This window comes from Cellulophaga omnivescoria (assembly GCF_027915275.1).
GTDB lineage: Bacteria > Bacteroidota > Bacteroidia > Flavobacteriales > Flavobacteriaceae > Cellulophaga > Cellulophaga omnivescoria.
Genome location: NZ_CP115819.1, coordinates 2,460,045 through 2,480,818 on the forward strand (window position 1 = coordinate 2,460,045; position 20,774 = coordinate 2,480,818).

Annotated in this window: 18 protein-coding genes; 15 read left to right on the forward strand and 3 right to left on the reverse strand. The window is 31.4% G+C overall.

Features of this window, described 5'->3' with window-relative positions; genetic code table 11:
- The first annotated feature begins 195 nt into the window (after window positions 1–195).
- The 9 genes from PBN93_RS11000 to PBN93_RS11040 all read left to right on the forward strand — a co-directional run bounded on the left by PBN93_RS11000 (window position 196) and on the right by PBN93_RS11040 (window position 7,014).
- Window positions 196–1,788 carry a hypothetical protein gene (locus tag PBN93_RS11000; protein ID WP_271080637.1) on the forward strand — a complete coding sequence of 531 codons (1,593 nt, stop codon included), beginning with the start codon at window positions 196–198 and terminating at the stop codon, window positions 1,786–1,788.
- Between the two features lie 171 nt (window positions 1,789–1,959).
- Window positions 1,960–2,331 carry a hypothetical protein gene (locus PBN93_RS11005; RefSeq protein ID WP_271080638.1) on the forward strand — a complete coding sequence of 124 codons (372 nt, stop codon included), beginning with the start codon at window positions 1,960–1,962 and terminating at the stop codon, window positions 2,329–2,331.
- Between the two features lie 273 nt (window positions 2,332–2,604).
- On the forward strand, window positions 2,605–3,042 hold the full coding sequence (locus PBN93_RS11010; protein WP_271080639.1) for a DoxX family protein: 438 nt from the start codon (window positions 2,605–2,607) through the stop codon (window positions 3,040–3,042).
- A gap of 13 nt (window positions 3,043–3,055) precedes the next feature.
- Window positions 3,056–3,508, forward strand: a complete 453-nt coding sequence (locus tag PBN93_RS11015; protein WP_077406609.1) for a MarR family winged helix-turn-helix transcriptional regulator — start codon at window positions 3,056–3,058, stop codon at window positions 3,506–3,508.
- A 187-nt stretch (window positions 3,509–3,695) separates the two neighbouring features.
- Entirely contained in the window at window positions 3,696–4,721 is a 1,026-nt protein-coding gene (locus tag PBN93_RS11020) for an OmpA family protein (RefSeq protein WP_271080640.1), read from the forward strand.
- 184 nt (window positions 4,722–4,905) lie between these two features.
- Entirely contained in the window at window positions 4,906–5,310 is a 405-nt protein-coding gene (locus PBN93_RS11025; RefSeq protein WP_077406024.1) for a MerC domain-containing protein, read from the forward strand.
- The gene (gene folE, locus PBN93_RS11030; RefSeq protein ID WP_271080641.1) at window positions 5,303–5,965 is read left to right on the forward strand and encodes a GTP cyclohydrolase I FolE; all 663 of its coding nucleotides are present in this window, start codon (window positions 5,303–5,305) and stop codon (window positions 5,963–5,965) included. Before PBN93_RS11025 ends, folE begins: the two co-directional genes overlap by 8 nt.
- A 111-nt stretch (window positions 5,966–6,076) precedes the next feature.
- Window positions 6,077–6,424 (forward strand): hypothetical protein, encoded by a 348-nt coding sequence (locus PBN93_RS11035; protein WP_077406030.1) that lies wholly within the window; start codon window positions 6,077–6,079, stop codon window positions 6,422–6,424.
- A gap of 212 nt (window positions 6,425–6,636) precedes the next feature.
- Window positions 6,637–7,014, forward strand: a complete 378-nt coding sequence (locus PBN93_RS11040) for a hypothetical protein (RefSeq protein ID WP_271080642.1) — start codon at window positions 6,637–6,639, stop codon at window positions 7,012–7,014.
- 87 nt (window positions 7,015–7,101) lie between these two features.
- On the opposite strand, the gene PBN93_RS11045 is transcribed toward PBN93_RS11040, so the two are convergent.
- A complete protein-coding gene (locus PBN93_RS11045; protein WP_077406035.1) occupies window positions 7,102–8,472 on the reverse strand; it encodes a hypothetical protein in 1,371 nt (456 codons plus the stop codon).
- Between the two features lie 20 nt (window positions 8,473–8,492).
- Window positions 8,493–10,919: a TonB-dependent receptor gene (locus tag PBN93_RS11050; RefSeq protein ID WP_271080643.1), complete on the reverse strand. Its 2,427-nt coding sequence runs from the start codon at window positions 10,917–10,919 to the stop codon at window positions 8,493–8,495.
- 123 nt (window positions 10,920–11,042) lie between these two features.
- Between PBN93_RS11050 and PBN93_RS11055 the strand changes: the two genes are divergently transcribed.
- Window positions 11,043–12,026: a helix-turn-helix domain-containing protein gene (locus PBN93_RS11055; protein ID WP_271080644.1), complete on the forward strand. Its 984-nt coding sequence runs from the start codon at window positions 11,043–11,045 to the stop codon at window positions 12,024–12,026.
- A 3-nt stretch (window positions 12,027–12,029) separates the two neighbouring features.
- Here PBN93_RS11055 and PBN93_RS11060 read toward each other — a convergent pair whose 3' ends face one another.
- Window positions 12,030–12,389 carry a hypothetical protein gene (locus tag PBN93_RS11060; protein ID WP_271080645.1) on the reverse strand — a complete coding sequence of 120 codons (360 nt, stop codon included), beginning with the start codon at window positions 12,387–12,389 and terminating at the stop codon, window positions 12,030–12,032.
- A 219-nt stretch (window positions 12,390–12,608) separates the two neighbouring features.
- On the opposite strand from PBN93_RS11060, the gene PBN93_RS11065 reads away from it, so the two are divergent.
- From PBN93_RS11065 to PBN93_RS11085, 5 genes are all read left to right on the forward strand, one after another.
- Entirely contained in the window at window positions 12,609–14,084 is a 1,476-nt protein-coding gene (locus PBN93_RS11065; protein WP_271080646.1) for an ankyrin repeat domain-containing protein, read from the forward strand.
- 6 nt (window positions 14,085–14,090) lie between these two features.
- Complete coding sequence (locus PBN93_RS11070) at window positions 14,091–14,576, forward strand: DUF2271 domain-containing protein (RefSeq protein ID WP_271080647.1); 486 nt, start codon at window positions 14,091–14,093, stop codon at window positions 14,574–14,576.
- 7 nt (window positions 14,577–14,583) lie between these two features.
- Window positions 14,584–16,785 carry a PepSY domain-containing protein gene (locus PBN93_RS11075; RefSeq protein ID WP_271080648.1) on the forward strand — a complete coding sequence of 734 codons (2,202 nt, stop codon included), beginning with the start codon at window positions 14,584–14,586 and terminating at the stop codon, window positions 16,783–16,785.
- 208 nt (window positions 16,786–16,993) lie between these two features.
- Window positions 16,994–17,875 (forward strand): hypothetical protein, encoded by an 882-nt coding sequence (locus PBN93_RS11080; RefSeq protein WP_271080649.1) that lies wholly within the window; start codon window positions 16,994–16,996, stop codon window positions 17,873–17,875.
- Between the two features lie 230 nt (window positions 17,876–18,105).
- Window positions 18,106–20,661: an AAA family ATPase gene (locus PBN93_RS11085; protein ID WP_271080650.1), complete on the forward strand. Its 2,556-nt coding sequence runs from the start codon at window positions 18,106–18,108 to the stop codon at window positions 20,659–20,661.
- Window positions 20,662–20,774: the final 113 nt, after the last annotated feature.

The window sequence follows — 20,774 nt, forward strand, 5'->3', positions numbered from 1 at the left end:
TATATAAAGTCCGCTAAATAGAATATTACGCGATAGCGAAATGGTCTATCTTTGCTTTTAAATAGAGAAAAATTAAAAAAAAATATAAAAATTCTGCTCTGTGCTAAACCCAAAATGTAGTATCATTTTACACGCTACGTTTCATACACTGAGCCGTTAGCCACAAGGCAAAAACCAATCTGAACTAATAAAAAAATGGAAAAAGACTATTTCCTTTTAGAGGATAAAAAAAAGGAAATTGAATCTAAATTCTTAATCAAGAACGGTTGGTTGAAAATATACGAAGACGACTCTAAAGATTTTGACGATTCTGCTGGAATATACTGCTGTTTAATATCAAACGACAAAGTTGAGAAATACAGTAAAGACTACAATTGGCCATTTCAAATGGGAAGTGAAGGGAAACCATCTGTTTATGGAGATAACACATATAAGTCCAATGACGAAGAAGGTTTAGAGCCTTTTTTACTTTACAAAAGTTTTTCCTTACAAGAGACATCAATAAAATATATAGATGTTGCTGAAGAGTTTGTTCTCTATTTTCGACTTTATGAAAAAGGAAATGACAAACAAAATCGCACATTTTATTATGTAAGCGACTATGGAGAATTGGACGAAGTGCTAACTATCGAACCAAAATTGATTAAAGTTAAAATCAAGTATTTGAGGGAATATATCACAATGAGGGATATGAACTTCGTTGTTTCTTACGATTTTATGAGATTACTCAAAAAAATCCCTACAGATTGGAATATCAAACACAAGGATGAACTAATTAAGGAAACCGATTTTATTTATAGTCACTTAATTAGAAATGTATCCAACAAAACTCAAAGTTGGGTAATGGGAAAAGTATTCATTAAACCGAATGAAGTAAAGAAATCGCATTTTGACTTTGGAGAATCAAAAAACGAAAGCTTCATCATTGGTATTGATGATGAAGGAGAATTAATTTATGAAGACTGTGGAGAAACAGACGGAAATCATTTTAAAGTAACCTACTTCAAAAAAGAAGTTTTAAACAAATATTACAATGAACCAAACAAATATCAAGTTGATGGATTTAGCGTTGGTTCGAAGTTTTTTAGATTAAAAATAGATAATAACGTAGATGAGTATATTCCAGTATTTCTTACCAATTTGAGAATGCTTCCGGAATTGGAACAACTTCATTGGAAACAATATAATATTCCGCCAAAAGAAGGAATGAATATCAGCCGAACTTATTATAAAACAATGATTGAGGGTCAATGGGCGGAGCAGCCTGAAACAGCTGATTTATTATTTAAATCAAAATACAAAAGCTTCAACAAAAAATGGGCAGACAAGTTTGGTTGGGAATTATATAAACCTTTATCAAAAACAGATGAATATTTATTTACAGCATTACATAAAATAACATCTAATAATGTCAAAGCATTTTGTGAGCAAACTTTGACCATTGTAAAACTTACTATTGACAGATTAAACGAAAAAGAATTAGCAAAAGGATTAAACTTAGATTCAAAAGTTAGAGGAATCGGGAAGTTTGAGAAATTTTTGGAATCAAAAGGAATTAATATACCTGATATGTTTGAGTTTCTAAGAAATCTACAAAATTTGAGGTCGGGATTAATTGCTCACACATTTAGTGAATCGAATAAGGATTGTAAAAAAGCTATTAAATACTTCGGAATTGAAAGTGATAATTACGCCAAAGTTTTGGAAGAAATATTCGTTAAATCTCTATTTACTTTCAATACTTTAGAGAAATATTTTGAACTAAGCGAGGAAAAGCCCAGTGGCTAACAAGGTATAAAAAACAAAATAACGTTTTACAACACCGTACATAATTCATTGCTAGTGCAAGCATACTTACAAAAATCCTCGCAGATTTTCTATTCGGTTTTTATTTGTTAATTTAGTTGCTTAAACACGTAATCTTCAATAGCTTTAAAAATATAAATAGTTGTATTTAATATGGGAATTTGGAGTGGAATATTATTAATTATTGTAGTGGTTTTTGTCTATCTAATGGCATTAACAAAACTAAAAATCAACCATATAAAGTCCAGATCAATTTCAAAGAAAATAAAAGCTAAAGTAATTAGGTATCAACTAGAGCATAATTACCCGGTTGATGATATCGTTAGCAGATATTACCCATATGTAAAAATTGAATTCGAGGACAATGAATATGTAGTGGAAAGATTGGAATATGGAAAAGGACATAATGTGTCCTTTAAAAAGGGAGAAGTCATTGATGTATTTTGGAATGGAGGAAAATTATACTATTGGAACGAATATGACAGGGGTATTTTCAAATTATTGCCGTCTAAATGGCGTTTCTAAAACCATTTCTCGGATTTTCTACTTCAAGATTTTTATAAAAAAAATGGAAAATGGGAAGTTTTAGCTTATTCTGTTTGGGAAAATTAAACAAAACTACACATATCAATTTGTACTACTAAAAACTAGAGCTTAGTTTTTTAGTTAAAAAAGGTAGTTGTAACTCGCACTTAATTAGATTTTTACATTGTTCGGCTTTTTTTGCATCTATAATAAACCGCTTAAATTATATTTTATTTATATATTTGTATCGTTCACGATTAAAACTTTTACGATATGAATACAACAAAAGCAAATACAAGCAGTATACAAAATATTTTTAGGGTATTATTAGGCTCTTTTATGCTTTACGCAGGAGTAGGGCATTTAACCTTTTTAAGAACAGAGTTTTTAGCACAAGTGCCAACCTGGTTATCTTCTAAAACAGAAACTATGGATTTTGTAGTGCTTGCATCTGGTGTGGTAGAAATTGTTTTGGGTGTTTTAATGATTGTTGGCCGCAAGCTTAAAGTAAAAACAGGTATTGCTTTGGCTATATTTTTTGTGTTAATTTTTCCCGGTAATATAAACCAGTACGTAAACCAAATAGACTCTTTTGGGCTTAATACAGATAACAAAAGGTTAATTAGACTATTTTTTCAGCCTGTATTAATACTTTGGGCATTATGGTCTACAGGCGCATTGGGTTTTTTAAAGCAAAAATTTAAAAAATAATAGCTCTAAATATATGCTTTTGGAAGAAAATTACAATCCACTTAAATTAGAAAACCAAATTTGTTTTCCTCTGTATTCTGTATCTAGGCTGCTTATACAACAATACAAACCTTTGTTAGATGAGCTAAATATTACCTATCCTCAGTACTTAGTTTTGTTGGTGCTTTGGGAGAATAATGAAATTCCTGTTAAAGATATTTCAGAAAAATTACTGTTAGAAACCAACACGCTTACGCCATTATTAAAAAGAATGGAAACAAATGGTTACTTACAAAGAAATAGGTCTAAAACCGATGAAAGAATGGTAATTATTTCATTAACAAAAAAAGGGAAAGACGCACACCAAAAGGCCTTAGAAATTCCTCAGAAACTGGTAGAAAAGTTAGATTGTTTTTCTGTAGATAAAAAAGAAATGGAGGTTATGAAAAGTATTTTAGATAAGGTTATTGCTACAGTTAAAAATTAGTATACAACTCATTTTTATTAGCATTTTTTTGTGCAGTTTTTGGTTGTGTTAGCCCTGTTTTAATTATTAACCATATAGTATTATAACATTAATTTATTATTTAGATTTTATTCTTAATTTAGTTTTATAAAAGTATAAACACTTTATTATTAATTTTTTAACTATAAAAAACATCAAATAATTAATTATGAAAAATATACTTAAACTTGGAATTTTGGTTGTGGTATTCGCTTTTTTTTCTTGTAAAAATAATAAAGAATCAGAGGTTAAACAGCCACAAGAATCTAAAGAAAAAGAGGCTCCTGCTTTAAATAAAAATGAAACAACTGAAGCTACAACTACCCAAAAAGAATTTACTTGGGACACCGTAACCCCATCTACAGTAGATATAGGTGCGTACCCGTACATTACACCACCAAAAGGGATGATTGTAGACAAAGATGGGTCTGAATCTTTTGAATTTGATAAGCTTGAGTTTTTTGATGGTAATACGTTTTTTGTACTAGACGGTAGAGTAGAGCGTATGCAAATAAAAATGGAAGGCGATAAAGAATGGCAACAATATTTGTTTGATAAAAGTGTTTCTGAATATTTAAAATCTATTGGAGCAAATTTAATTTTTGAAGGGCAAATACCGTCAGAGTTAACTAAAAAATGGGGCGATAACCCTAATGCTATTTACAAACATATGCATGAGTTTTATGGAGCAGATGTGGTAAACCATCCTGTACGCTTTTATGTGCTTAAAACCGAAGATAAAAAAATAGCTTTTCAAGTATCGTCTAACTCCAAAACCATTTCGGTTGTAGAAAATAAAGCGTTTGTACAAACCATAGAAAAAGTTACAGCAGACCAAATTTTTAAAGAAATTACAGATAAAGGTATTGCTACATTACATATTAATTTTGATACTGGAAAATCTAGAATTAAAGCAGACTCTTATGAAATTATTAGTGAAATATCTAAGATGATGAAATCTAATTTGGACTTAAAAATTAGTATAGAAGGCCACACAGACAATGTAGGCGATGCGGCTTCTAACCTAAAATTATCTAAAAACAGAGCACAAGCTGTACTAATGGCTATTGTAGAAGAAGGTATTAGTGAAGCCCGTCTAAAAAGTGAAGGATTTGGCCAAACAAAACCTGTAGGAGATAATACTACAGACAGTGGAAAAGCTAAAAATAGAAGAGTAGAGCTAAGAAAATTATAACATATAAAACAGCCTTTTGTAGCAAGTAGCAATTTGCTAGTGGGTTGTTTATCAGTAAATAAAGCCTCTGAGTATTTTATTCAGGGGCTTTGTTATTTAATACCGTATATTTTATTGCAACAATATTGCAATAACCAAATACATTCTTATATTTGCAACTTAGTTGCATTAAATAGAGTTTATTTTGAAGTTGATATTAAAAAAGCCAGATACCTTTGGCGCACTGGCAAGTACATTATGCTTGGTACACTGCTTTGCTACACCATTTATTTTTATAGCACATACTTGCGCTGCAGGTGGTTGTGAAACCAGCCCTGTATGGTGGAGTAGCTTAGATTATTTTTTTTTAATTGTTTCATTTTTTGCGGTATATCAATCTACAAAAAATACCTCTAAAAGTTTTATGAAACCCTTGTTGTGGTTAAGTTGGTTTAGCCTGTTTTTTTTAATTGTAAACGAAAAAATACAGTTGTTTTCTTTACCAGAAATCTTAACCTATGTTGTTGCGCTTGCGCTTGCAGCATTGCATATTTATAATTTAAAATTCTGCCAGTGTAAAACCAATAAATGTTGTGTGAATAATGGATAATACTAAAAAAGAAATACTAGGAGACAACCATATAGCTACAAGCGTAGATACTCCTTTACGTGCAGATGCTTTTGTAAAATCTGACGAAGAAAAAATAGAAGCTATACAACATCATTTTAAAAAAATAATGGAAGAGCTTGGTTTAGATTTAACAGATGATAGCTTGTCTGGTACACCATATAGGTTTGCTAAAATGTATGTAAAAGAGCTTTTTTATGGTTTAAACCCTAAGAGTAAACCAAAATTATCGGTTTTTGAGAACAAGTATGCCTATAAAAAAATGTTGGTAGAACAAAACATAACTATAGACTCCTCTTGTGAGCATCATTTTTTACCAATAACAGGGTTTGCACACATTGGTTATGTGCCAAAAAATAAAGTTATTGGCCTATCTAAAATAAACAGGTTGGTAGATTATTATGCGCACAGACCGCAAGTACAAGAAAGGTTATCATTACAAATACTAAAAGATTTACAAAGTACTTTAGAAACAGAAGATGTAATTGTAATGATTAGTGCAAAACACTTATGTGTGTCATCTAGAGGAATTAAAGACAAAAGTAGTTACACTACTACATTAGAGTACGGTGGTTGTTTTGCCAATGAGCAAACCAAAAACGACTTTTTAAAAATTATAGAGAAAACAACAGTGTAACTTAGTATTATTTATATGTAAAAACTTAAATCTTAAACTTCACAATTGTATGTGTTTTTTATTTGTTACATTGGTGAACAATTAATAACAACCAATTAAACAAAATTAAATATGAAAAATACAAGCCACTCATTATTAGTTATTCTTTTCTTTCTTATAATTGTTTCTTGTGATAAGAAAATAACGTTTGAGCAGCAAATTAGTCAAGATGTTTATCAAAAAATAGCGAGTGGTTATTGTGAAGAAGATAAAATACCAAAAGACGCCGTAATTAAAAATTTTAAAATAGGTGAAATTACGCCTATTGGAGACACAGGTATGATAGATGTTGCGTTAGAGTTTGATGTTACAGATGCAGATGGTAATGAGCAACATTTTACAGAAGCTATGCTTTATTTAGAACAAGGTAAAGACAAAAAAATGCTTGCTATTTTTTGTGATTACGATTACAGAAAGTAAAACCTAATAGCTGTAAAATAGGGTAGTAGGTATGGCTGTAGCCTGTAGGTAAAACATAAATAGTATACAGACATAAAAAAAATGAAGCTTTTGTCTAGTTTAAATAGTAATACAACTTTTCTTTTTTATTAGTTTTATATAAAGAATTTATTTGTTAAATATATGTTATGTGCTGATATACAGTGTATAATTAACTTGTAAAAATGTATACTATGAAAACCTTAAACAGTTTAATAGCAACCCTATTATTACTATCTTTTACATCTTACGCTCAAAATAGCGATAAGCAGGAAGACAATAAATTAGTAAAGCATACTGATTTTAGAATAGAAACCGATAATATTGAAGAATTAAGAAATTACAACTGGGAAAGTGTAAAAGAGATTTTTAAAGGCAATAATCCCGAAGATAAAATTACAATATCATACACCTTTAATGGAAATTTTAAGCAAAATAATGGCAAAGTTGTATTAAATAATTATGGTTTTACAGCTTCTGGTAAAACAGCCAATTTAGAAGCGTTAACTTTAAAATTAAAAAACTCACTAACAAATTTAGATAATATATATGCCAAGTATAACGGCAATTGATATACTAATTTTTTAGTAGTACACAGTTAAAAAAAAGTCCCTTATCTAATTAAAGATAAGGGACTTTTTTATGCGTTAGTATTAATACTAGAAAGCACCAATAAAGTGGCTACCAGTTGTGTTAACCAATTCTGCGCCTTTAGTAACTTCACCAGTTAATGTGTTTACCACATAAATGTTTCCGTTTTTACCAACAGGAGCTTGTGTTAGGTAAATATCATCACCATCTACAACAAAACCTTGGTACTGAAATAATTCAAAATCTAATTCGTAAGGAATTTCAGTTATAGTTGTTGCTGTTTTTGCATTTAAATCAACCAAAGCAAAAAAGCTTTGCCCTCTACCAGAAATACCTTCTTCAGAACCATTATGACGGTAAGCAACTACAGCTTTTCCGTTTGCAGCTGGTCTCCAAGCTAAAATGTAAGCACCCTCTACACCTAAAGCATCATCTAAATTAAAATCGTACGTATTGTCGTATTCGTTATTAGCATCAATTTTTAAGATATGAGAACCGTTAGGATCACTTTGGTTAGCTTGGTAAACACTTCCATTATATAAAAAAGCATTAATACTACGGTATCCGTTTGTATTACCGTGACCAACGGTAGAAGTAATTACCGTAGGGTTTGTTAAAGATGGGTAATCTAATACAATAGTTTTAGAACCTAAAATTTCATAATCACTGTCAGACTCAGCAGTTGCAGGATCTACTTTACTTAAACGAGCACCAATGTATAATTTGTCTCCTGCAGCGTTTAAAGTAGGCATATCTATTCTAGAAATGTAATATCCTTGTGCTTCTTCTTCAGCAGTTAAAGGAATGCTAGACTCTTCAAAGTTTTTAATAGCAGAGTTTTCTAAGTCTAAAGTAACAACACCCATTGTAGCTTCTGTACGTAAATATGTATCGTCTGTAGCATCATCAGGTGTGCCATTATCATCAAACTGGTGTTCTGTAGAAACATAAACAGCAGAACCTGTTTTATCGCCATCAAACAACTTAATCCATCTAGGAGCAGTACCTACGTAAGGAGCAATACTAACTTCTGTACCTGTTTTTGTAAAATTTTGACCACCTTCTACAGTATACTTGGTATAGTTACCACCGGTATCACCTGCATAGCTAATATTAAACATAGTACTACCATCTTCAGATGATTGTAACCTTGCAGTTCTGTTAGACGGTACAATAAATCCGTTATCAAAAGGAGCTATAGATACAGTAGGGTCTTTAGCATCTTCACTAGTTAAAGAATAAATTAATGTACCACCGTTACCATCTCCAGGATTGTCTCCCATTTTTGCAGCAGCAACAGTTATCCATCTGCCTTCTGTTGGTTGTTCTGGAGTTGTTGGCGTATCACCACCATTGTCATCACTACTACAAGAAGCTAATAATCCTAAAGTAGCAAATGCTACCGCAAAAGATTTAATATGTATTAAGTTACGTTTCATTTTGTATAATGTTTAAAAAATTAAAATTTATGTATAGAATAATTAAGTTTTAAGTAAAAAGCTCTACCTGGTTTTTGTACCGATAAATTATCGTACACAGGTTCGTCAAAAATATTTTTGATATCAAAGCTTGCAACTAGTTTTTTGTTAGGAAAAGCGTAGCTTAACCCAAAATCTTGTACAAGCTGTGTAGGTACTTTAAAAAACTCATCACCCACAGTATTTTTTCCTTGTGGTGGTAGGTAAGAGAATTCATCTGTAAAGTACATTGTATAAAAAAGGTTTAACCTAGATTTTTGTTGTATTACATTTTTAAAAGAGTAGCGTATGTTACCATTCATAGTAAAAAACGGGGTGTTTGGTACAGCTATTTCTACACCATTGTTTTCTATATTTAAACTAAAACGCGATGCGTTAAAGTTTAAATTAAAGTTGTTGTTAAACGTATAATTTAATTGCGCATCTATACCTTTAGAGGTACCGCTACCTTGGTTTACATAAAGTATTAACTCGTCATCAATATTTAAAGATGTTTCTATAGGCAAACCAATACGGTCTTTTATATTTCTGGTAAACAAATTAGCACCAATTGTAAATTTGTGTTTTTTTATAGATAAAGCACCAAACCTAAAACCTAAATTGTAATTGTTACTTTGTTCTGGGTTTATACTTGGGTTTGCCACAACATTGTCTCCATCGTTACCAAAAACTTCGGTTTCATTAGGTAATCGTATAGCTTTTTCTGCAGATGTTAAAAGTGTAAAGTTTGGAGAAAAGGCATAAGAGGCAGCAAAACCATAACCTGTAAACTTTTTGTTGCTGCTAATTATTTCATCAACAACAACCGCATTTCCATTTTCATCTTCTACAATTTCTGGATCTACATTTACAGTTTTTTGTTGGTATAATTTACCAAAAGCACTTGTTTTTAATTTGTTTTCTATAGCAGACAACTCATAACTTAAGGCAAAAATATTTTTATGTAAGTCCCTAGTTCCTTTAAATGTGTTTTCTAAAACAGATCGCAATTCATCACTATCTTCACGGTCTATTCCGCTATATACGTGGTTGGCTAAAATTTTATGATTGTTGTTAAAGGCATAAGAAACTCCTGTTCTAATAGATCCTACTTTTCTGTTTATAGCAGCTAAAGTTGGTCCGCCTTCTTGCTGAGACCTCCAAGTGTATTGGTACTCATCTCCTCTAAAATCTATAGCTCTTTCACCATTCCAACTATAAGCCCAAGAAACGGTATCATTAACGGTACGGTTTCTTTTACCATAAATTCCGTTAACAGTTACATCTAAACCTTTAGTAAATAAATCCTTTTTTTGGTATGTTAAATTTGCAAGTAGTGCGTTGGATTCTAAAAACCTGTCTTTGTATGGCGTAATAGTCATAAATGCACCGTGTTGCACCTCTTTATAATCATCAGACCCAGTAACACCAACAAAAAACTGATCTGCCCATTTTACATCTGTATAACCTATTTGCAACATACCACCAGTAGACCTGTAGGCGTCGTTAAACCTACGTGCAGTTATTGGGGTTTGTACACCACCTAATCCGGTAACAACAACACTTCTTCCAGATACTTTATAATCGTTATCTGAATAGTTATGAAAAAGCGATGTTTTTACGGTAAAGCCAGTATCATTAAACCTATATAAACCATTTACGCTTGCTTGTAAAGTGTTAAATGAACCGTAAGAAACTGAAGCGTTTAAATTGGTTTTAGCATCATTATGAAGCACAATATTAATGGCGCCACCTAGTGCGTCATCTGCTAAATGGCCAGGAACAACACCTTTATACACCTCAATATTTTTTATCATAGAAGGAGGTATGCTGTTTAAGTTAAATGATGAGCCATACATAGAGCTAGGAATACCGTCTATAAAAATACGCACAGCACTACCAGATAAACCGTTAAGACTATAACTAACATCTGACCCTAAACCACCATTTTGTCTAATTTTAACACCTACGGTAGTGTTAAGCAACTCGTTAGTTTGTATGTTTCTAATACTAGCTTCTTCTGTTTTAACTACGTTAACGGCAAAACCTTGAGTTTCAATTTCGGTTTCTTTAGTTTTTCCGCTTACTAAAACCTCATTTAGCTCATTATCTTCATTGTAGCTAAGGGTGTGCTTAATTTTTGTATTCTTTTTATCTACTACAATGGTTACTTTTTCTATTTCTTTACCGTAATATTTTATGGCTATTGTATGGTTACCATATGGTAAATCTGGTAATGTAAAAAAGCCTTTAGCGTTAGTATAAACGTGTTTTATTGGTTTTTGTGTAAAAACAGTAGCCTCTGCAACAGGTATACCGTTTTTAAAATAAACAGTTCCGGTAACAGTACCCTTTTTTGTATAGTCTGCTTGTTGTGAAAAAGCAGAAAAAGAAAGTAGTAGACTTAAAACAGACACTATTTTTAACATACAAATAAAAAATTTTTATATTTATTAAGACTTAGTCTAAATTAATTTAGATTTGCAAATCTAAGTTTAGGATAACTGAAACGAATAACGCAAACGGAAGTTTAAACAACGCATTAAGAAATAATGAAGCAAGGTTTAAAAAGCTATACTACTAAAGTTAATTTTGGTGTAAATAAGGTTGAAAAATCTAAAACCAACAATGCTTTAAAAAAAGACTACATACCTTACAGCACAAATATTATAATTGGTGAAGATTTGTTAGTGCATAAAGGTAATTTAGTAGCCGCTAGTAAAAGCTGTACATCTACCACATCTGGCTTTACAGTAAATGTTTCTGGTAATTGTCCGGTTATAAAGCTTCATTTCTCGTTACGTGGCCAATACACAAACACTTATAAAAATACCTCTAGTTTTAAAGCTCATATTCCTGATGGGTACTGTAATATGCTTTATGTTCCTTTATTAAATTGCCAGGAAACGTACAGCGGAAAACACCATAAAACATTAGAGATTTACATATCACAAAAAGGTTTAGAAAAAATAGTTGGCAATAATTTTAATTCTAATTTAGAACAGTTTTTTAGTAAAGTAAAGAGTTTAGAGCCGGGTTTGTATTATAAAAAAAATAAACAAATAACGGTAAAGTTTAAAAACCAAATTAATGAAATTTTGCAATGTAAGTACACAGGAATTTTAAAAGAAAACTATTTAAAAAGCAGACTAACAGTTTTACTAATAGATTTTTTAATGAAAACTGCAAATCCTGTGGCAGAAGAGGTAATTATATCTGAGTCTGATTATTTGGCATTGGTAAGGGTAGAAAAATATTGCAAGCAAAACTTAAAAGAAAAGCTAACTATTAACCACTTGTCTTTAATAGCAGGATTTAATACAACCAAGTTAAAGCGCGATTTTAAAAAAGTATACAAAACCACCATTTTTAAGCACATAACTCAGCTTAGAATGCAAAAAGCAAAAGAATTAATACAAGAAAAAGGCTTGTCAATTGCAGAGGTATCTTACGAGGTTGGTTACTCTAACCCACAACATTTTACGGCAGCTTTTAAAAAAACAATAGGTTATTTACCAAGTAAACTAATTAAATAACCACTAATTCACCAATTCCTGTGCTTCTTTTAATCTAAAGCAACGTTCTTCACCCAAGTAATTAGGGTTTCCGTGTTTTTCAGACCAAAAGCCATCTAAAATATCCTTGCTAATACATTTGTATACCACAACACCTTTGTAGGTAGCATTATCTTCGCCTTTGTAATTAAAATTAATTACCAAAATATTGTCTTTAAAAAAACCAGTTCCTAATTGGTATTGCTCATTACCTATTAACCATTTTGCTTTTATGCGCTTATTTGTATCTAAAGCTAAAACTAGTGTGCCTTTATATGTTGTTTTTTCTGCATTTTGGTTGTTTCCCATAATAGCATAGGTGCCAGGCAAGTCTTCAATGTTCATAGGTATAGTAATTTAATTTTGTAGTAGCCGTTGGTTGCATACAAATGTAAACACTTAAAAGTTATAGCGTATGTAACTACTGTAATCTTCCTTGTAAAATTGTTAAATAAAAAATCTATTTTTAATCATTCTAAATAAAAATAGTTCTTATATTTGCGCTTTATCAATACTAAGTCTAAATAAACAAATAAGCTTTATTTATTATAAATACACTTTATTATGAAAAAAATAACAACACTTGTTTTACTACTGTTTGTAGGTACTATTGCCGCACAAGACGCAAATGTTTTTTGGTCTCGTGGGTTTTTTAAGCCAAATACTACAGTTAAAGATATACAAGCAAAAGAAGCTGCAGGCAACAGTGCAACAGCATTAAGCTCTAATAATTTTGATGCTACTACAAATGCTATTTTAGCAGGTGCATCTGCAGAGGTTGTAGACTATTTATTAACTAAAAAAGAAAACGATGTAAATAAAGTTACGCACGACGGGCGTACTTACCTTTTTTGGGCAGCTATGAAGGGTAATTTACCGTTAATGAAAAAGTTAATTAAACTTGGCGCAAAAACAGATGTTGTAGATGATAAAGGTAGTACTGTATTACTTTTTGCTGCTGGTGGCGGACAAACTAATCCAGAATTATATGATTTATTACTAGCAAATGGTGCAAAAATAACAGAGACTTCTCCTAAAGGCGCAAATGCTATTTTAAAATTAATTGGTGGTGCTAAAGATCTTAAAGATTTAAGCTACTTTTTAGAAAAAGGGTTAGACCTAAACCATACAGATAAAGATGGGCATAATGCCGTAGATTATGCTGCACGTACAGGTAATGAAGCAATTATAGAGCAGTTAATTAACAAAGGAATTGCTTATAAGGATACTAATGCAGACGGTAGCAATGCTATTTTAGTAGCTACAGAAGGTGGTAGAGGTCCTGGTAATAGTTTAGCTTTTTATAAGTATTTAGAGAGCTTGGGTATTAACGCAAATGTTACAGATAATAATGGTGTTACTCCAATGCACAATTTGGCTGGCCGTAACAAAGACAATGCTATTTTTAATTACTTTATAGATAAAGGAGTTAGCACAACCCAAGCCGATGCTAAAGGTAATACTCCGCTTATGAATGCTGCTAGTCGTAATAGTTTAGAGGTGGTAAAGTTTTTTGATGTTAAAAATTTAAAAGCTAAAAATAAAGATGGACAAACAGCTTTAACTAATGCAGTTGCTTATAACAGTGTAGATGTTGTTACTTATTTAATAAACAAAGGAGCTGCTATTGATGTGGTAGATGAAAAAGGAAACAATTTGGCATACTACTTGGTTAACTCTTACTCTAAAAGAAATGAAAAAGCATTTGCAGAAAAATGGGATTTATTAACTGCTAAGGGCTTAAATATGGCTCACGTACAAGAAGGAAAAAACAACATTTTACACTTGGCTGTAGCTAAAAATAATAAAAAATTATTAGCTAAAATTACACCATTAAAGATTGATGTTAATGCTAAAAATGCTAACGGACTTACTCCTTTACATTTAGCAGCTATGACAACTAATAATGTAGACTTAATTAAGTATTTAATTAGTGTTGGAGCCAAAAAAGATGCTGTAACAGAGTTTGAAGAAACAGTGTACGACTTAGCCTCTGAGAACGAACTTTTAAACAAAAACAAAATTGAATTTTTAAAATAATAAGTAATGAAATTTAAAGTAGCAATTATAGCAATATTAGGTTTGTTTGTTATGGCAGCTTTTACAGCGGCTCCTAAAACTAGCCAATATAAATGTATGATTCAGTTAAAGAATTACGAGGGCGAAGGTGCTTACGTTGTGGTATCTTTATTAGATGCTGAAGGTAAATACGTAGAGACATTAAATGTTTTGGGAGACGACCCAGAGTGGTACCATGATTTAACCAAATGGTACAACTTTTTTGAAAATAAGAAACCAAGTATTGATGCCATTACAGGTGCTACAATTAGTGGTGGTGAACGTGCTATAAAAGTTATTAAAATTGATGACGATAAAATAGACAGTGGCTACAAAATACGTTTTGAAACTGCTGTAGAAGATCAAAAATATGTGGAGGACGATGTAACTTTTGAGCTTACTTCTGCAAGCGTAAATAGCAAAGTAGATGGTACTGGTTACATTCGTTACATACGTATGTTACCACAGAAATAATTAATTTATGACATTATCAGTATGGAGATACAGTCACCTTGTGTTGGCTGTATCTTCTTCTATTTTTATTTTATTGGCAGCCGTAACAGGTTCTGTTTTAGCGTTAGAGCCAATTAGCAATCGTATACAGCCATACACTACAGGCGATTTAGACCAAATTACTGTTGCAGAATTTACAAGCACACTACAGCAAAAATATACAGAGGTTATATCTGTAGAAATTGATAAAAATAGCTGGGTTACGGCATCTGTAATAGATAAAGATGGTACAGATAAAATAATATACATAGACCCAAAAACAGGAGATAGTTTAGGTACACCAAAAGAGTCTAGCGCAGTTTTTAAGTTTGCAACCACATTACACCGTTCCTTATTTTTAAAAGGCATTGGTAGGTTTTTTGTAGGCTTGTCTTCATTATTACTTTGTTTAATAAGTATTAGCGGTATTTTTCTAATTCTAAAAAAGCAAGGTGGTGTTAAAGGTTTTTTTAAACCAATAGTTAAAGAAAATTTTAATCCGTATTACCATACTCTTTTTGGTAAATGGTTGCTAATTCCTATTTTAGTTATAACGCTAACAGGCGTGTATTTGTCGTTAGAACAGTTTTCTATAATACCGTCTGCAAAAATTGTACATCAAGAAGACACCTTGTTTGCAGAAGAACCAGTTATTCCTATAGCAGATTTTAAAGTTTTTAAAGACACTAAATTATCCCAGGTTCGTAAAATAGAATATCCTTTTGCACCTTTTCCAGAAAGTTACTTTTTACTACAATTAACAGACAAGGAGTACTTAGTAAACCAATTTAATGGTGATATTGTTAGTCAGGTTAACTATCCGTTTTATGTAATATTAACGTATTACAGCACACTTTTTCATACAGGGCAGGGGAGTATAGTATGGAGTATAGTTTTGTTATTGGCTTCTATTGGTATTTTGTTTTTTATGTATTCGGGCTTTAGCATAACGTTGCAACGCAGAAAATCTAGAATTAAAAACAAATACAAAAAGGACGACTGTGATTATGTTATTCTTATAGGATCTGAAAACGGAAACACCTTTTATTTTGCCAACGCATTATACTCAGAGTTACTGCGTTTGGGTAAAAAAGCATATTTAGCAGAACTAAACAGCTATATAAGCTATAAAAATATGCAGCATTTGGTGGTAATGACATCTACCTACGGTACAGGAGAGGCGCCAACAAATGCTAAAAAGTTTAAAGCACTTTTAAACACACATCAGCAAGGTGCAAAGTTTAACTACTCTGTTGTAGGTTTTGGCTCATTAGCATACCCAGACTATTGCAAATTTGCTTATGATGTAGATACTATGTTGCAAGCACACCCAAACAACAACCGTTTGACAGATGTATTTACCATAAACAACCAAAGTTTAGAATCTTTTAACCAGTGGTTGTTGGCGTGGAGCAAGCAAGAAAATTTAAACATAAGTTTACCAAAAGCTATTGGTGGTAAAAAGAAACGTAAAACCTATGCTTTTACTGTAACCAAACACACCAAGGCAGAAAATAACCCAGACGATACTTTTTGTATACACCTAAAACCAGTAGAAAAAGTAAAGTTTACCTCTGGAGATTTACTCTCTATTTTGGGCGAACAAGACCAGAGAGAACGTTTATACTCTATTGGTAAATGGGATAAAAACGAGCTTGTTATAAGCGTTAAACGCCACCAAAAAGGCAGTGTATCTAATAGGTTACAAAACCTTGCTGTAGGCAACAAAATAAGCTGTGGTATAGTAAAAAACAAAGCATTTCATTTGCCTAAAAAAGCAAAAGAAGCCCTGTTAATAGCAACTGGTACAGGTATTGGCCCTTATTTAGGGATGATACGCCAAAACACTGCACACAAAAAATTACATTTGTATTGGGGTGGGCGTACAGCAGCATCTTTTGAGCTGTACAAAAAACAATTAGAAGAACACCAGCAGGCAGGCAAACTAACCTCTTTACATTTGGCATTGTCTAGAGAACAAGCCCAAAAAGTATACGTGCAAAACCTGTTAGAGGCAAATGGTAAAGAAGTTGCCCAACTTATTAAAAACAAAGGTTATATTTTAATTTGCGGCTCTATAGGTATGCAAAAAGAAGTTACTACGGTTTTAAATACAATTTGTAAAAACCACCTAAAAAAGCCATTAAGTTACTACCAAAACAAAGGCCATATTTTAATGGACTGCTACTAAAAACAAACTAAAACCCGTAACTGTATGTTATGGGTTTTTTTGTGCCATTTATACTCTTTTTTAACCCAATTACACATTTCCGTAATTGTACTACAAAAAATGTTTTTATATTGTAGGAAAAATGTAATTATTGCGTTTATACTACCAATATGGCTGAATAAACGCAATTAATTGTAATTACTCACTAGTTGTGGTGCATTTAAAAAAAATGGAGAATAAAACGAAAAAAATAGTTGCCAGGGAAATTCTCATCTTTTTTGGGACAGTACTGACATCACTTCTGTTTCTAGCTGGATTAATGCTCTACAAACAATATTTGATTAGTGATACCGAAAAGAAATCCAAATTAATTAAAGAACTAAAATTTGAAAAGAACTCATTGCCTTCAAATAGAGTTAATGCACTTTATGAAAATGGACTGAAAAACGAACTATTTTTTTACTACAAGCTAGGAAAGGACACCATAGCCGTTTCAAAAAAACATCAAGAAGACTTTTTAGTAGACGAGTTTGGAATTCTAAAAAATGTGCGCCAATTAGAAAACCATAAGGAATATTTTTCTTGGTTTCCTTCAACGACCATAAATCTGGAGGGCAAAAAAATTACTTACAAGAATTATTTAGAATTGAGTAATCAAATTAAGCAAATCTACCCAGCATACGAAGACATTGAAGCAAACACTTTGGTCGATAAAATCAGAGCAAAGTTTGTATCTAAAAAAGATTCCAGTTTAGTTTTCGATTACGTGAACTACGAAGAATTCCGTGTTTTATTGGAAAATAAGAATTATCGAGATAACTTATATCAATTTATGAATAAGGAATTTGATATGGGAACATTAGCAGAATATGAAAAGAAAATAGCAGAAGGACTTAAATATAATGAAGATGTAATAAAACGCTCAAAATCCATAAATACCAAATTAACAGAAATTGAACAAGAATTAAAAAATAAAAAATCTCGTTTAATGGAAAAGTCAGAAACATTTAGAATGACCTTTATAGTTTGGCTTGTTCTACTTGGAATTGCTTATCCAATGCGCTGGACATTTAAAATATTAAAATGGTCTGTAAATACAGTACGTAAATAAAAACGCACCACAACAAAGCCTAAACGTAATGCGGACTTTAGGGTTAAACCGAAAGGTCTGTGTATATTTATAAAGTCGCTAAATCCATAAGATTTAGCTTGGGAACAAAAAAAGAAAAAGCAAAACAATAAGCTTTAGCTACGTTGGCAGACGGAAACGAAAAGTTACCTTGCCTGCCCTACTTGCCATAGCCTAACCGTTATGCCCAAGCAAAATAGAGACCTACGATTATGAAAAGTAATGCAAAAGAATATTTAAAAGAATTTGCTACCTCTCAACCTGATTGGTTAAAAGCTCTTATTTATGATTCTATAGAATCAAATGGGAATATAACAAATGAGAGAAAAAACGAAATATTCAGCAATTTAACAAAAGGTACTAACTTAAATGTTACAGAACCAAATCTAAGTAACGAAACTACTGATTCTGAGATTCGACTTACAAAACTAATTCATAAAAGTGGAGTAAATGCTTTAAAAGAAAACCAGATGATAAAGTTCTCTAAGGATGTCACAATTTTATACGGTATGAATGGTGCTGGAAAAAGTAGTTATTTCAAGGTATTGAACGAAATAGTTGGAGGAAATCAAAAGAAAGAAATATTACCAAATATTTATACTGAAACCTCAAAGCCAATTGAAATAGAACTAAGCTTTGAACCTCAAAATGGACAAAATCAAACAATAAATTGGGATGGAACCAATCGCTCCCTCAATTTGCTTAATAAATGTAAAGTTTTTGATACTTCGTATTTAGAAGGTCTTTTGGGAACAAGGAAAGCTGACAGCACGCTTATCCAACCTTTAGGTTTAAATCTGTTTACTTATTTAGTTGGAGTAATTGATGATTTTAAGGACAAGGTAAATAACAAAGCTGAAAAAAAAAGGCTTGAAAAACCAACATTAGAATTAAAATATTTAAGTGATGAGATAAAAACATCTTTTGAAAGTCATCAGGTTTCCAGTAGTATTAAATCACAAGTTGAAAAACTATATACTTTTTCAGACGAAGATTCAGTGAAACTTAAAACCAAACAAGGTGAGCTGAAAAACTTAAAGCAGATTAATATTCAAGATAAAATTCGTCTTAAAAAGAATGATAAAGGCGAATTAGAGAACGTTAAAAGTCATATTGACAATATTGTTAAAAAGATTTCTGGAACATTTACAAAAACACAAAATTTCATTGAAACATATACAGAAAGTAAAGAGGCTAATAAGTTAGCGAAAAAGCAATTTGAAATTTTATCAAATATACCTGCCAACAATACGGAAGAATGGAAAGAGTTTATTAAAGCAGGAGAAAAATACACTTCAAAATTAGACTCCGTAGAAAAAGTTTGTGCTTATTGTCGTCAACCTTTAGCAGATGATAATTCCATTAATTTGGTTCAATCATATGGGAATTTCCTTAAAGACGAATCGGAACAAAAATTGAATGGAGCGATTCAAAACTTGGAATCACTTAAACAGGAACTTAATGGAATTTCGGTTAAGCTGAAAATAAAAGAAAACATAGAAGCGATTTTAAAAGAAACTAAAATAGCGGATTCAGATGAAACACTTAATAAACTAATAGATAATATCATTTCTAATCTTGAAAAAGGAAAAAAAGAATTAATTACAGCTATAGATAGCAAAAGTTCTAAAGATTTAAAAATTGAATTTAAGAACAAGGATATTATTAATTTAAAACTTTCTGCAATAATTGAAAGCTTACAAGCTGAAATCGTAAAATTTGAGAATGATAATAGAGGCAAGAATACTCAAATACAAAAACTTGAAAAAGAAATAAAAGGCTTTTTAGAAAATGAATCAATCAGCCAACAGAAAGAAAGCTTTGAAAAATGGTTTAGTATTGATTCTGTTGAGAAAGGGTTAAGACAAAAATCAAAAAAAATAAATACCACCAAAGTCAGTAATCTTTCAAAAACTGCTCATAATGATTTATTGACAGAAACGCTAAAAACCAATTTTATCAATGAATTGACAGGTTTAGGGTTTAATAAACTTGAAGTAAAGCTTGAAAATGCAAGAGGGCAGAAAGGAACTTCAAATACAAAACTAACTCTTATCAAAAATAAGGATATTAAAGCTGTTTTAAGTGAAGGAGAACAAAAAGCTGTCGCTTTGGCTCTTTTCATTGCAGAAGCTAAAATTCAAAAAAGCATCAATCCAATAATTTTAGATGACCCTGTTAATAGTCTTGACCATAAAATTGCTGGGAATTTTGCTGAAAGACTATTGCAGTTAGAGAACCAAATTATTCTTTTTAATCACAATAGGTTATTCCTTGAATCTTTTGAAACATCAAAAGCAAATCATATTTGTAAAACAATTGATTCTGCTTGCAATAATTCGAGAGGTAAACACATTAGGATTTATCTGGTCAATAATGAAGGTAAAAATTCAAAAGGAGTATTGACAAATTTTAAATTGAACAAAGCTTCAAATCATATTTGTGATGCGAAAAGATTACTAGGTAGTTCACCTTTTGAAGATGGGTTAAAAGTTGCAAATTTAATCAGAAAGGCTGTTGAATGTACAATTGACGAAAAAGTATTTAATAATCAAGTACCAACTAAGAATAGCACAAAAAACAATCGTATAAATTGGGATGAGTTGAAAAAACTTAATAACGATAAACATATAATAAACTCATTAAGAGATATTCACAGCAGAGTATCTGGAGGAGAGATGCATAATGGGACTGAAAACGAAGAAAATCCTATTGAAATGGATGAATTCAATACTATGATTTCGAATGTTGAACAAATGTTAAATTGAAGAATTCCAGGGCATAACAATGGCTCATACGTAATGTTTTTTGCCGCAGGTGCAACACAAAAAACACTACTCATAGCCGAGGCCGTTATATCTCATTAAAAGAACCTGATAAA